The organism is Flavobacterium sp. NRK F10, assembly GCF_024054235.1.
Classification (GTDB): Bacteria; Bacteroidota; Bacteroidia; order Flavobacteriales; family Flavobacteriaceae; genus Flavobacterium; species Flavobacterium sediminis.
Genome location: NZ_JAMXLC010000001.1, coordinates 779,683 through 792,435 on the forward strand (window position 1 = coordinate 779,683; position 12,753 = coordinate 792,435).

Genomic DNA, 12,753 nt, shown 5'->3' on the forward strand with positions numbered 1-12,753 from the left:
TTTTTATTTTCAACTGAATTATTGTTGATCTTAGTAATCAATTCATCGTATTTGTCATAAATACTATCAACAATTTCATCCGTAGCCTCAGTCGGTTTCCCTCCGTGAGTCATCTCCCATACATAAACGATGTTTACTAAATCTCCTAAAACGTAGTTGATTTCTTTTTTCAAGTTTTTAACGCTTGCCATTTTTTCTTTGGTTTAAAAATTTATGCAAAATTAAAGAAATATCTTTTACAAAGCCTTTTTATAGAAAAATTTCTAACAAAGTTGCCTTACCTTCTATAACTATTGAAGATATTTCAGCCGGTATCAGTACTGTATCTCCTTTTTGATATGTATACGTTACCCCCTCGACAGTGAATGTAACTTTTCCTTCTGCACACATAAAAACAGTAAAAGAACCTTCATGCGATTTCCAGTTTACTGTTCCATCCACCGGTAAAGCATCGGTATTGAAATAAGGACAGTGTACTAATTCTGTAGCTTGATTCTCATTTGCTGTATACGTGATCTTTGAAGGCGTCAGTTCATAATTAATTGCTTCTAACGCTAATTCTGTATGCAATTCTCTGGATTTTCCTTCGGCATCTACTCTGCCCCAATCATATAAACGATACGTCACATCACTGGTTTGCTGAATTTCAGCGATTAAAACACCTGACCCGATAGCATGAATGGTTCCGGTTTCTAAAAAGAATACATCACCTGCCTTTACCGGAATTTCTTCCAATAACTCTAACAATGAATTATTTTCCAAATGTTGTACATATTCTTCCTGATTACTTGCTTTTTTAAACCCAACCACTAAACGTGATTGTTCTTCAGCCTGCATTACATACCACATTTCGGTCTTACCAAAAGAATTATGACGCTTTTTAGCCAACTCATCATTGGGATGCAATTGAATAGACAGATCTTCACGAGCATCAATGAATTTGAACAGCAACGGAAACTGCTGTCCGAAGTTCTCTAAAACTCTTTCTCCTAAGATCTCTTTCGGGAAATCGGCTATGATCTCATTGAGATTCCGACCTTTCAAATCGCCATTTGCCACAACACTTATATCATCGGGAACAGTCGATATCTCCCAACTTTCGCCGGTAATCTCAGAAATAATGGGTTTATTCAAGTAATCTTTTAATTTGGTTCCTCCCCAAATTCGTTCTTTTAAAATTGCTTCAAATTGAATAGGATAAGCTTTCATGTTACATTATTCGCCTTTATAAGTTACAAAATTTCTTGGGGTTTCATATAAAGTTACTTCCAGTTCTTTATCTGTACCGATCAAAGGTCTCAGTTTATTCCAGATAACGACGGCTATATTTTCGGCTGTAGGGTTTAAGTCTTTAAACTCCTCTACATCCATATTCAGATTCTTATGGTCAAAAGCTTCTTCTATGTGTTCCTTAATCAGATCGGCCAGAATTTTTATATCCATTACAAAGCCGGTTTCTACATCTATTTGTCCGGCTACACTTACAACCAGTTCGTAATTGTGCCCATGGAAGTTCGGATTGTTGCATTTTCCAAAAACGGATTCGTTTTTTTCCATAGACCAATCTTTGCGGTACAAGCGGTGCGCAGCATTAAAATGGGCTTTTCTGGAAACAGTAGCTCTCATAATACTAGTTTTTAAACTTTATGACTTTCTAAGTGATGGTAAAATTCATCAAAAATTATCTTGAACCAAACGGTATACATTTCAGGATTTAGCTGCAGATCTTCCTTAATATCATCTATTGCCATCCATTTCCAACTTTCCACTTCTTCGGGATTTATCTTCGGCTCTCCGTCAAATCTACCGATCATAACATGATCCAGTTCGTGTTCTGTTAAACCGTTATCAAATGGTGCTTTATAAATAAAATGGAATAACTCCTTCAACTCTACCTCAAATCCCATTTCTTCTTTCAGCCTTCTCTTTCCGGCTTCTACATTGGTTTCTTCCGGTCGCTGGTGACTACAACAAGTATTGGTCCATAATAAGGGAGAATGGTATTTTGACTTTGCTCGTTGCTGAAGTAAAACCTGATTCTTATCATTCAATACAAAAACGGAAAAAGCCCTATGTAACAAAGCTCTTTCATGAGCTTCTATTTTTTCCATAAGTCCGACCGGTTTGTCGTTTTGGTCAACCAATATTACTTTTTCTTCTTTCATAAATTGAATACTTAATCCTTAGTTTTCACGAAATACAAATTTAATAATATAAACCGATAAAAAAACTTTTCATTTACCTCTATAGCTCTAACCTTTATCATAATCTTTTCATAAAAATCATTTTTCGTTTTAACTACTCTTGCCCGATTACATTTCTTTGCTTAATTTGGAGGGGAAAAATCTAATAGAATTATATGCCGTTTTATAGTTTATCACAAAATGCAATTCATTTACCCGGACTAATCACTGACTTGGGCCTGATCCTGATTACCGCAAGTATTGCTGTAATTATTTTCAAGAAGCTAAAACAACCATTAGTCTTGGGATATCTGGTTGCAGGTTTTTTAGCCGGTAATAATTTTCATTTTTTTCCGACAGTAGAAAAAACACACGATGTTTCCATCTGGGCAGAAATAGGTGTTATCTTCCTTTTATTCAGTTTAGGGCTAGAATTCAGTTTTAAGAAACTAACAAAAGTAGGCGGAACAGCTTCTATTACGGCATTAACACAAATTGTCTGTATGGTCCTTTTAGGTTATACAGTTGGACAACTAATGGGCTGGACTAATATGGACAGTTTGTTTTTAGGTGTCATTCTATCTATTTCGTCTACCACCATCATTTTAAAAGCATTTGAAGAATTAGGTGTGAAGAGCCAGAAATTTGCCGGAAATGTTATCGGTTCCCTGATCGTTCAGGATATTTTAGCCATTTTAATGATGGTCTTACTTTCCACTGTTGCTGTAAGTAGTCAGTTTTCAGGAAGCGAATTAATCTTTGCTATCTTGAAGCTGATCTTCTTTTTAATCTTATGGTTTATTTTAGGAATCTTTTTTATCCCTAGTTTCCTCAATAAGGCCAAACATCTTTTAACAGACGAAATGCTCCTGATCATATCTATCGCACTTTGTTTATTAATGGTCATTTTTGCTGCCAGTGCCGGGTTCTCACCCGGATTAGGTGCTTTCATCATGGGATCTATTATCGCTGAAACAACCGAATCAGAACATATTGAAAAATTGATCAAACCTGTAAAAGACCTTTTCGGTGCAATTTTCTTTGTTTCAGTCGGAATGCTTATCAATCCGCAAACCTTAGTTACCTACTATGTTCCGGTAATTATTTTGACTTTAGTTACCATTTTCGGGCAATCCATAAGTTCTACGATTGGTTCTCTTCTTTCCGGACAACCTTTAAAACAATCCATACAGGCTGGTATGAGTTTATCCCAAATAGGAGAATTTTCATTTATCATTGCTACTTTAGGCTTATCACTAAAAGTAACTCAGGACTTTTTATATCCGGTAGTAGTTGCCGTTTCAGCAATCACTACTTTTACAACGCCTTACATGATTAAGTTCTCTACCCCGTTTGCCGCTTTTGTTGAAGACAAACTTCCTAAAAGATGGGTAAAACAAATTGAACGATACAGTGCCTATACCCAAGCAATAAAACCGACAAGCCTTTGGAAATCTTATATCTTTGATTACACAAGACAGGTAACCATCAATACCGTTCTAGCTGTTGCTATTATTTTATTATCCCGTTTTTATTTGCTTCCCTTTACCGAAGAACTTAAATTACCTTTCAGTTCCATCATTACAGCTTTGGTTACTCTGATGTTTTTATTGCCGTTTTTATGGGCAATCTCTTTAAAGCGTATCAATAAAGAAGCTGTTCAGAATTTAATTCAGGAACGAAAATACAGAGGTGCTATAATTATAATGTTCATCGCGAGAATGCTGCTTTCTGTATTTTTGATCGGTTTTATGCTTAATAAGATCATCTCGCCTTTCTTTGGCATTATAATGTTCTTTCTGGCTATATTCGTTTACATTACCTATACAAAACAGATCAATCAGTTCTATTATCGTCTGGAAGATCATTTTCTGAAAAATTTCAAAGAGAACGGAAAAGAAAGCAAACCTAAAATCGAACGTCAGAACCTTACACCCTGGGACGGTCACATAGCGTCTTTTGTTGTTCCGTGCGATTCTGTTTTCAGCGGTCATACTATAGAAGACTTAAAAATCAGGGAGCGATTCGGAATTAACATTGCTTTCATTAAACGAGAGAACAAAACCGTATACATTCCTTCAAAAACGGAACTCATTTATCCTCAAGATGAATTGCACGTGATCGGAACGGATTTACAAGTCAATGAGTTCAAAAAATATTTAGAGAACCACCTCATATCCACAGACAATTCTGATATGGAAATTGTACTTTGGAAACTGGATATTAAAAACACTTCTTTCGTTAACAAAAGTATTAAAGACTCTCTCATACGAGAAGAAACGAACGGAATTATCGTTGGAGTAGAACACAATGGTCATCGCATGCTAAATCCTAAATCAAGCTATATCCTTCACGATAGCGATGTCGTTTGGATCGTTGGCGACAAAAACAAAATTAAATCCTTTATTGAAGAATGAAAATCTTAACAGCGGAACAGATCAAAAAAGTTGATGTATTTACCATACAAAACCAACCTATTTCTTCCATTGACCTTATGGAAAAAGCGGCAGAAGCATGCAGTAAATGGATCATGAAACATTTTGACAACCAACATAACTTTCATGTATTTTGTGGCATAGGCAACAATGGCGGTGACGGTTTGGCAATTGCCAGAATATTGAAACAAAAACTCTACAATGTAACGGTATACGTCAAAAAAAGCGATCATTATTCTGAAGATTTCGAATCTAATTTTGAGCTTTGGCATGCCAATAAAGGACAAACCATTACCATTGAAAGTATGGTCGATCTCACTCTTCAACCGGACGAAAATACCATTATTATTGACGCTATTTTTGGCTATGGATTAAACCGCCCTGTGACCGGACTGGAATCTTCAATTATTCAATACCTTAATTCGCTAAATAAAAAAACGATCAGTATTGATCTTCCTAGCGGTCTTTTTACGAATGACAATCATAAAAACACTTACGATACGATTATAAATGCCGATTACACGCTTACTTTCGAATTTCCGAAACTATCCTTATTACTTCCGGACAACGAACATAAAAGCGGCACAATAATCATTTTACCCATTGGCTTGCTACCGGAAGGCATTGCCCAACAAAGTACTGATGTGTATTTCACTACCTTTGAAGATTGCCACCGGATCTATCAACCCAAAACAAAATTTGCGCATAAAGGAACAAACGGACATGCACTCCTGATTACAGGAAGTCTAGGAAAAATGGGAGCTGCTGTTTTATCGTCGAAAGCATGTTTAAAAAGCGGAAGCGGATTAGTAACTGCACTAATTCCACGAAGCGGAAACACTGTTATTCAGACAGCAAATCCGGAAATCATGACACTTTTAAGTGAAGAAGAAAACATTGTTTCAGGAAATTTTGCTTACCACTACGATGCCGTAGGCATTGGCCCGGGTATCGGAAAAGAGCAAAATACCTTAGCACTCCTGAAAGAAGTACTTATGAATTGTAACAAACCATTGGTTATAGATGCAGATGCCTTAAATTTATTGGCCGAACATACAGAACTTCAAAAAACAATTCCCGTAAACAGTATTATCACACCGCATCCGAAAGAATTATCTCGCTGGATCGGTTCATGGAAAAACGACACTGAAAAAATAGACAAAACACTCAAATTAGTAGACCAACTAAAAATTTATGTTGTGCTGAAAGGTGCTTATACCTGTATCTTTTGTCCGGACGGAACACTCCATTTCAATAGTACCGGAAATCCGGGAATGGGAACGGCCGGAAGCGGTGATGTTTTGACCGGAATAATAACCGGTTTATTAGCTCAAGGATATACTGCAAAAGAAAGCTGCATTCTGGGTGTTTACCTTCATGGTTTAGCAGGTGATCTGGCTTCTACAGAAAAAAGTCAGGAAAGTTTAATCGCCTCTGACATTATTGATTTTCTAGGAAAAGGCTTCCTTCAATTTCAACCTACTTTTTAAGGTTTTCAGCGATCTTCAGAGCACATTTTTCTCCGTCTATAGCGGCTGAGATAATTCCTCCGGCATAACCCGCTCCTTCACCGCAAGGGTAAAGTCCCTTAATCTGTATGTGTTCTAAAGTTTGCGGATCTCTCGGAATTCGTACAGGAGAAGATGTTCTGCTTTCAGGTGCATGCAAAATCGCTTCATTGGTAAAATAACCTTTCATACTTTTTCCGAACTCCTGAAATCCCTGACGCATCGTTTGTGTCAAGAATCCAGGAAAAACCTCTCCTAATTCGATTGAAGTTGTTCCGGGCACATACGACGTTTTGGGTATTTCAGCAGATGTTTTTCGTTGCGAAAAATCTACCATTCGCTGTGCGGGAACTTTTTGAGTTTGTCCTGCCAAACGCCAGGCACGTTGCTCAATATCTTTCTGAAATTCCATTCCGGCTAACGGTCCGAATTTAGCAAACGGTTTAAAATCTTCCAATCGTAATTCTACCACAATTCCGGAATTTGCAGTAGCCTGATCTCGTTTTGAAGGAGACCAACCGTTAGTTACCACTTCTCCCTCAGCAGTAGCACAAGGCGCAATAACTCCGCCGGGACACATACAAAAAGAGTACATTCCCCTTCCGTTCACCTGCTTCACAACCGAATAAGGTGCCGGTGGCAAATATTGCCCTCTGAAATCACAAGAATACTGAATACTATCGATCAGACTTTGCGGGTGTTCAGCCCGAACTCCTAATGCAAAAGGCTTTGCTTCAATCTCAATCCCTTTTTGGTATAACAATTCAAAAATATCCCGTGCCGAATGTCCGGTTGCCAAAATAATATTAGGCGCTAAAATAGTATCGCCATATTGCGTAACAATTCCTTTTACCTCATTATTCTTAATGAGAATATCCGTTACTTTAGTTTCAAACAAAACCTTTCCGCCATGTTCAATAATTTTTTCACGAATATCCTGAATAATCTGTGGTAGTTTATTAGTCCCAATATGAGGATGCGCCTCAACCAAAATTTCCGATGACGCACCATAAGCTACTAATAACTGAAGAATTCGATCTACATCGCCGCGTTTTTTAGAACGGGTGTATAATTTTCCGTCAGAATACGTTCCGGCACCTCCTTCTCCGAAACAATAATTCGATTCCGGATTAACCACATGATCTCTATTGATCGCTTTTAAATCGCGACGACGCCCACGGACATCTTTTCCACGTTCTAAAACAATTGGCTTTAATCCTTTTTCAATCAATTGCAAAGCCGCAAACAGGCCAGCCGGACCTGCTCCAACTACAATGACTTCCTGTGCATTTTCTACATTCGGATATTCCGGAATTCCAATAGTCGTTTCATGGTATTCTTCTCCTACTAAATAAACGATAGCCTTAATGTTGATTTTGATGCTCTTTTGACGCGCATCAACAGAGCGTTTCACAACATTTACCTTCTGAATATCCTGAGGAGAAACTTGGAACAGCTTAGCCACATGTTGTTTTAACAGCACTTCCTGAGCTGCTACTTCCGGAGAAACTTGAAATTGAAATTCACGTGGCATGACAACAGTAGTATTTAACGTATTGATACAAAAAAAGCCCAACTTTCGCTAGGCTTTCTATTTTTTGCTCCCCCTCTTGGGCTCGAACCAAGGACCCTCTGATTAACAGTCAGATGCTCTAACCAACTGAGCTAAGGAGGAATAACCGTATAGGTTAAATTCCGTTTACAAAAAAGTTTGCTCCCCCTCTTGGGCTCGAACCAAGGACCCTCTGATTAACAGTCAGATGCTCTAACCAACTGAGCTAAGGAGGAAGGTGTATTACCTTTTTTGCGAGTGCAAATATAAACCGTTTTTTTATACTCACAAATTATTTTTCTAAAAAAATCAGAAAAATTTATCGATTATTAACTGTACAATATCTTTACCAAATGTTAATGCCATCAATGTTAGCAAGATAATCATTCCTGCTGTCTGAACATAGCCAGCTGCTTTATCACTTAATGTTTTTCCAGTAATCATTTCAGCAATAGTGAACAAGGCATGACCTCCGTCTAATCCCGGAATAGGTAACAAGTTCATAAACGCTAAACCGATTGAAAATAATGCTGTGAAATTCCATATAAACTCCCAGTTCCATGTATCCGGTAATTGGCGTGCAATCCCCACCGGGCTTTTCACTTGTTTATAAGCTCCTGTAGCCGGTCTTAAAATCAATTTGAAACTTTTGACATTATATACTAATAAAGACCATGATTCTTTTATAGCAGCAGGTATCGCCTCAAAAAGACTCATTTTTTGTTCAATCACATAATCATCTTTTAAATACGTTCTAAACATAAAACCAAGTTTTCCAATAGAATCGGTTTTTGCTTTTAGTATTTCTTCTTTGTTATTTCTAATAAGAGTTATCGATACCGAATCATTTTTATAATGTCCCAATGTTGATGAAAACTCATCTGTAAATTTAAACTTATTCCCGTTTAAGGCAATAATAGAATCGCCTTTTTTCAGCCCAGCTTTTTCTGCTTGTGTATCAGCCCAAACAGAATCAACAGTTGCTCCCTGCATACGAGGCGCTATAAAATTTCTCCCTTCTTTCGCTAAAATATCACCGATTTGCTCGTCTGTCAAGTTTAGGGTAACCACTTCGCCGTTTCTATCTACTTTAACTTCGCTACTGAATAAAATATCCATTACCATGCGGCTAAAGTTGTCCTGAAATTTTCCGTCTACCGAAACAATTTTATCACCGTTCTTAAACCCTGCTTTTTGACCTACTTCTCCAAAAGCCAATCCGTTTTTCTGAATAACTTCCGTAGAAACGTACTTTTTACCAACCGTCGTATACATTACGGTATAAATAAACCAAGCTAAAAGAATATTTACAATAATACCTCCTAACATAATGATCAATCGTTGCCAAGCCGGTTTTGAACGAAACTCCCATGGTTGCGGTTCTTGTTTCATTTGTTCAGTATCCATACTTTCATCGATCATTCCGGCTAGTTTTACATATCCTCCTATAGGCAACCAACCGATCCCCCATTCTGTTTCTCCTATTTTCTTTTTAAATAAAGAAAAACCGGCATCCATAAAGAGATAAAATTTTTCTACTCTTACTTTAAACCATTTTGCTGTGATGTAATGACCAAACTCGTGAAGAATAACTAAAACCGATAAGATAAATACGATTTGTGCTAATTGAATCATTTTATAATTTCATTTTTACTTAGAACGACAAAAGTAAGGTTTTCACCTTACTTTTTATCATTATTTTAGGGTTAGTCTATTTTTTTATCAATTTTTTATGAATTTCCCCTTCGCTTGTCTGCAGCTTCACGGCATACATTCCGTCTGCCAATACTGTTAGATCTATCTCAGACTGTTCGCTTTCCAAAACTTTTTGTCCCAAATCATTATAAATAGTCACATTCTGTAAAAGCATTGAATTCGGCATCTTTATCGTCAAAACATCCTGTACAGGATTCGGGTACAATGTAATTGATTCATCAATTGTAAAAGAATCTGTTCCTAAAGTTGCTGTATTATTTCTGGAAATAATGTGGTAATTAGGGTCAAACTCAACATCTGAAACCACAAACGGGACAGCAACCACAAATTCTTGTCCGTTGTATGTATTATCGACAACTACATCCTGAATCTCTCCTCCGGCGCCTAACAACCGGATCTCTAAAGGCATTTCAAAATACGTCACAGAAGCAGTAGACTGGCTTTGATTTACTGTGATCTTTGCCTGACCGGCACCCCAGTTCTGAGCTGTAATTGTATAACTCGGATACCCCTGATTGTAGATCCAGTCATTAAAAAATTCTGTCAAACTACTTCCGTAAACAGCTTCTAAATGAGATTGCAACTGAGGCGTGATCGCATACGCATAAGCCAAGTTAGCATCTGCCAAATAATTTTGCAAGGCTTGAAAGAACAGGGCATCTCCCATTTTCCAACGCAACATGTGCAAAACCATTGCTCCTTTATTATAGCTTAATCTACCACTAAAAATCCTACTCACATTTGTTGCTTCAGTATCTGTTAAATATACTGCCCCATCGACCTGAGACGTAATATTACTAATTTTTGACGCTTTCCAAGAGACAAAATTAGTTACCCCGTCCAGGTTTTCAACAATCAGACCTGATAAATATTCGGCAAAGCCTTCATTCAACCAGATATCTTTCCATGTTCCGCAAGTAATCTTATCTCCGAACCATTGATGGGCTAATTCATGCGCAATCAAATTCCTTCCGAAACTCCCCATAAAAGAAACCGTAGTGTGTTCCATTCCTCCGCCCCAACCAAACTGAGCATGTCCGTATTTTTCATTCAAAAAAGGATAAGGTTCAAACAACGTTTCAAACACATTCATTATAGGCAAGGTTTCTGCTAATTGTGTCTGCGCCGTAGTGTAGTTTTCAGGATAAATATAGTTCACAATCGGAAATGTCGTTCCGATCCCTGCCGTTTGTGTATAGATCTGATAATTAGTTACTGCAATTGCTACCAGATAAGCCGGAATAGGATGACCATGATGAAAATGTGTCGTTTTTGTTCCGTTACCGTTATCCACAACCGATTGTTCTAAACCATTGGTCACACTCACATACGTATCCGGTGCCGTAATATACACATCAATTGAATCCACTTTGTCGTTTAAATCTTGCTTACACGGCCACCAATCTCGAGCACCGAAAGGCTCTGAGAGTGTATAAATAACAGGTGTACCACTATGAGTTGTTGCAGTAAAAGCCGCTTCGTCAGTGTCAGGCGCTCCCGAATAATTAATCGTAATTGTCGCCGATGTTCCGTTTATTATAGTTGTTGGTAAATTAATTACCAGCTCTTCACTTACATTCTGAGTAAAGGTTAAAGGCACTCCTCCCAAAGTAACGCTACTGACTGTTAAAACATCAGTCAAGTCAAAAGTAATACTGTTCATATCCTCTAAAGCAGTAAACGTAGTCGTTACCTGCCCGCTAATAAAATAAACAGCCGGATCTACGGAAAATCGTAATTCATGATAGGTTATATCATAATTTTGAGTATTCGGATTAACTTGAAAATTCTGAATCGCAGCAGCAGATTTCATTTCTGCTTCTACCATTCGGTTAAATTCTTCCTGTTCCGTTTGAGCAAAAGCAACAAAGCCTAAAACAAGAAGCATTATTAAGTAAAGTTTTTTCATTTTTGGGAAATTTTAAGCTAATGTAGCCAAAAGCAATCATTTATTAAAATTTTAATAATCAACTTGTTTAAAAATAAAGTATTTCGTTAACAAACTCCCGCTAAATTTCTTTAAATTTGCCACTTAAATTTTTTAATCATGTTACAGATAGCTTACATTAGAGAGAACAAGGAAGAAGTTATCAAACGTTTAGCCAAGAGAAACATGGATGCTAACGATTTGGTAAATTTAGTAGTAGATTTAGATGAAAAAAGAAGAACTACTCAGGTTGAATTAGACAACACTCTTGCCGAATCCAATAAGTTATCCAAAGAAATTGGCGAATTGATGCGAAGTGGCGAAAAAGCCCAAGCAGAAACATTAAAAGAAAAAACAGCTCAGTTAAAAGAAAAAAGTAAAGAACTCAGCGATATTTTAAACGAAGTAGCTGCATCTTTACAAGAAGAACTATACAAGTTACCGAACGTTCCGAATGAAATTGTTCCGGAAGGCAAAACAGCTGATGACAATTTGAACGTATACCAGGACGGAGAAATTCCGAATCTGTTTGAAGGCGCTTTACCACACTGGGAATTGGCAAAAAAATACGACATCATCGATTTTGACCTCGGTGCTAAAATTACCGGTGCCGGTTTTCCGGTGTACAAAGGTAAAGGAGCTCGTTTACAACGTGCTTTAATCAATTATTTTTTAGATAAAAACACAGCAGCCGGTTATCAGGAAACTCAGGTTCCGCATTTAGTAAATGAAGCTTCAGGTTACGGAACCGGACAATTACCGGATAAAGAAGGACAAATGTATGTAGTAAATGAAGAACAACCTTTGTTTTTGATCCCTACAGCAGAAGTCCCGGTAACTAATTTATACCGTGATGTTTTGTTAAACGAAAATGACCTACCGGTTCTTTGTACCGGTTACACTCCTTGTTTCCGTAGAGAAGCAGGTTCTTACGGTGCACACGTAAGAGGTTTAAATCGTTTGCACCAATTTGATAAAGTGGAAATTGTTCGCATTGAACATCCTGACAAATCATACGAAGCTCTTGACGGAATGGTGGAACACGTTAAAGATATTCTTCAAGAATTAAAATTACCGTTCCGTATTTTAAGACTTTGCGGTGGCGATATGGGATTCACTTCTGCTTTAACGTATGACTTTGAAGTGTTTTCAACAGCGCAGGATCGTTGGTTAGAGATTTCATCTGTTTCTAACTTTGAAACGTTTCAAGCCAATCGTTTGAAATTGCGATTCAAAGACAAAGAAGGTAAGAATCTACTGGCTCACACCTTAAACGGAAGCTCATTAGCTTTACCGCGCGTACTTGCAGGAATCTTAGAAAATTATCAAACACCTGAAGGAATTGTAATTCCAGAGGTATTAAGACCTTACACCGGATTTGACATTATTGACTAAGCGTTAATCTTATACAAACAATGCACTATTTTAACAC

10 protein-coding genes and 2 tRNA genes are annotated in these 12,753 nt (G+C 37.4%); 3 read left to right on the top strand and 9 right to left on the bottom strand.

The features are described 5' to 3' along the window. The 4 genes from NHF50_RS03650 to idi form a co-directional block, all read right to left on the bottom strand. The coding region (locus NHF50_RS03650) for a hypothetical protein (RefSeq protein ID WP_252775098.1) at window positions 1-191 on the bottom strand (191 nt) is incomplete at its 3' end. A gap of 58 nt (window positions 192-249) precedes the next feature. After that, on the bottom strand, window positions 250-1,209 hold the full coding sequence (locus NHF50_RS03655) for a type I phosphomannose isomerase catalytic subunit (RefSeq protein WP_252775099.1): 960 nt from the start codon (window positions 1,207-1,209) through the stop codon (window positions 250-252). A gap of 6 nt (window positions 1,210-1,215) precedes the next feature. Continuing rightward, a complete protein-coding gene (locus tag NHF50_RS03660; RefSeq protein ID WP_252775100.1) occupies window positions 1,216-1,626 on the bottom strand; it encodes a 6-carboxytetrahydropterin synthase in 411 nt (136 codons plus the stop codon). An 11-nt stretch (window positions 1,627-1,637) separates the two neighbouring features. Further along, window positions 1,638-2,165: an isopentenyl-diphosphate Delta-isomerase gene (gene idi, locus NHF50_RS03665; protein WP_109568393.1), complete on the bottom strand. Its 528-nt coding sequence runs from the start codon at window positions 2,163-2,165 to the stop codon at window positions 1,638-1,640. Window positions 2,166-2,359: 194 nt separating this feature from the next. Between idi and NHF50_RS03670 the strand changes: the two genes are divergently transcribed. After that, entirely contained in the window at window positions 2,360-4,600 is a 2,241-nt protein-coding gene (locus NHF50_RS03670) for a cation:proton antiporter (RefSeq protein WP_252775101.1), read from the top strand. After that, window positions 4,597-6,108, top strand: a complete 1,512-nt coding sequence (locus NHF50_RS03675; RefSeq protein ID WP_109568395.1) for an NAD(P)H-hydrate dehydratase — start codon at window positions 4,597-4,599, stop codon at window positions 6,106-6,108. The genes NHF50_RS03670 and NHF50_RS03675 overlap by 4 nt, the downstream gene beginning before the upstream one ends. On the opposite strand, the gene NHF50_RS03680 is transcribed toward NHF50_RS03675, so the two are convergent. From NHF50_RS03680 to NHF50_RS03700, 5 genes are all read right to left on the bottom strand, one after another. Beyond that, window positions 6,098-7,660 carry an NAD(P)/FAD-dependent oxidoreductase gene (locus NHF50_RS03680; protein WP_252775102.1) on the bottom strand — a complete coding sequence of 521 codons (1,563 nt, stop codon included), beginning with the start codon at window positions 7,658-7,660 and terminating at the stop codon, window positions 6,098-6,100. The genes NHF50_RS03675 and NHF50_RS03680 overlap by 11 nt on opposite strands. Before the next feature lie 67 nt (window positions 7,661-7,727). After that, window positions 7,728-7,801 (bottom strand) — tRNA-Asn (locus tag NHF50_RS03685). A gap of 39 nt (window positions 7,802-7,840) precedes the next feature. Continuing rightward, window positions 7,841-7,914: transfer RNA gene (locus tag NHF50_RS03690), tRNA-Asn, on the bottom strand. Between the two features lie 73 nt (window positions 7,915-7,987). Further along, on the bottom strand, window positions 7,988-9,313 hold the full coding sequence (gene rseP / locus NHF50_RS03695) for an RIP metalloprotease RseP (RefSeq protein WP_109568397.1): 1,326 nt from the start codon (window positions 9,311-9,313) through the stop codon (window positions 7,988-7,990). 76 nt (window positions 9,314-9,389) lie between these two features. Further along, entirely contained in the window at window positions 9,390-11,303 is a 1,914-nt protein-coding gene (locus tag NHF50_RS03700; protein ID WP_252775103.1) for a M1 family aminopeptidase, read from the bottom strand. Between the two features lie 138 nt (window positions 11,304-11,441). Between NHF50_RS03700 and serS the strand changes: the two genes are divergently transcribed. Continuing rightward, on the top strand, window positions 11,442-12,716 hold the full coding sequence (serS, locus tag NHF50_RS03705; protein WP_109568399.1) for a serine--tRNA ligase: 1,275 nt from the start codon (window positions 11,442-11,444) through the stop codon (window positions 12,714-12,716). Window positions 12,717-12,753 lie beyond the last annotated feature (37 nt).

Excerpts from the sequence above, each read along its gene's own strand:
- NHF50_RS03675 (WP_109568395.1), top strand. The coding sequence starts at position 4,597 with ATGAAAATCTTAACAGCGGAACAGATCAAAAAAGTTGATGTATTTACC.
- NHF50_RS03670 (WP_252775101.1), top strand. The coding sequence starts at position 2,360 with ATGCCGTTTTATAGTTTATCACAAAATGCAATTCATTTACCCGGACTA.
- NHF50_RS03700 (WP_252775103.1), bottom strand. The coding sequence starts at position 11,303 with ATGAAAAAACTTTACTTAATAATGCTTCTTGTTTTAGGCTTTGTTGCT.
- NHF50_RS03660 (WP_252775100.1), bottom strand. The coding sequence starts at position 1,626 with ATGAGAGCTACTGTTTCCAGAAAAGCCCATTTTAATGCTGCGCACCGC.
- NHF50_RS03655 (WP_252775099.1), bottom strand. The coding sequence starts at position 1,209 with ATGAAAGCTTATCCTATTCAATTTGAAGCAATTTTAAAAGAACGAATT.
- serS (WP_109568399.1), top strand. The coding sequence starts at position 11,442 with ATGTTACAGATAGCTTACATTAGAGAGAACAAGGAAGAAGTTATCAAA.
- rseP (WP_109568397.1), bottom strand. The coding sequence starts at position 9,313 with ATGATTCAATTAGCACAAATCGTATTTATCTTATCGGTTTTAGTTATT.
- NHF50_RS03680 (WP_252775102.1), bottom strand. The coding sequence starts at position 7,660 with ATGCCACGTGAATTTCAATTTCAAGTTTCTCCGGAAGTAGCAGCTCAG.
- idi (WP_109568393.1), bottom strand. The coding sequence starts at position 2,165 with ATGAAAGAAGAAAAAGTAATATTGGTTGACCAAAACGACAAACCGGTC.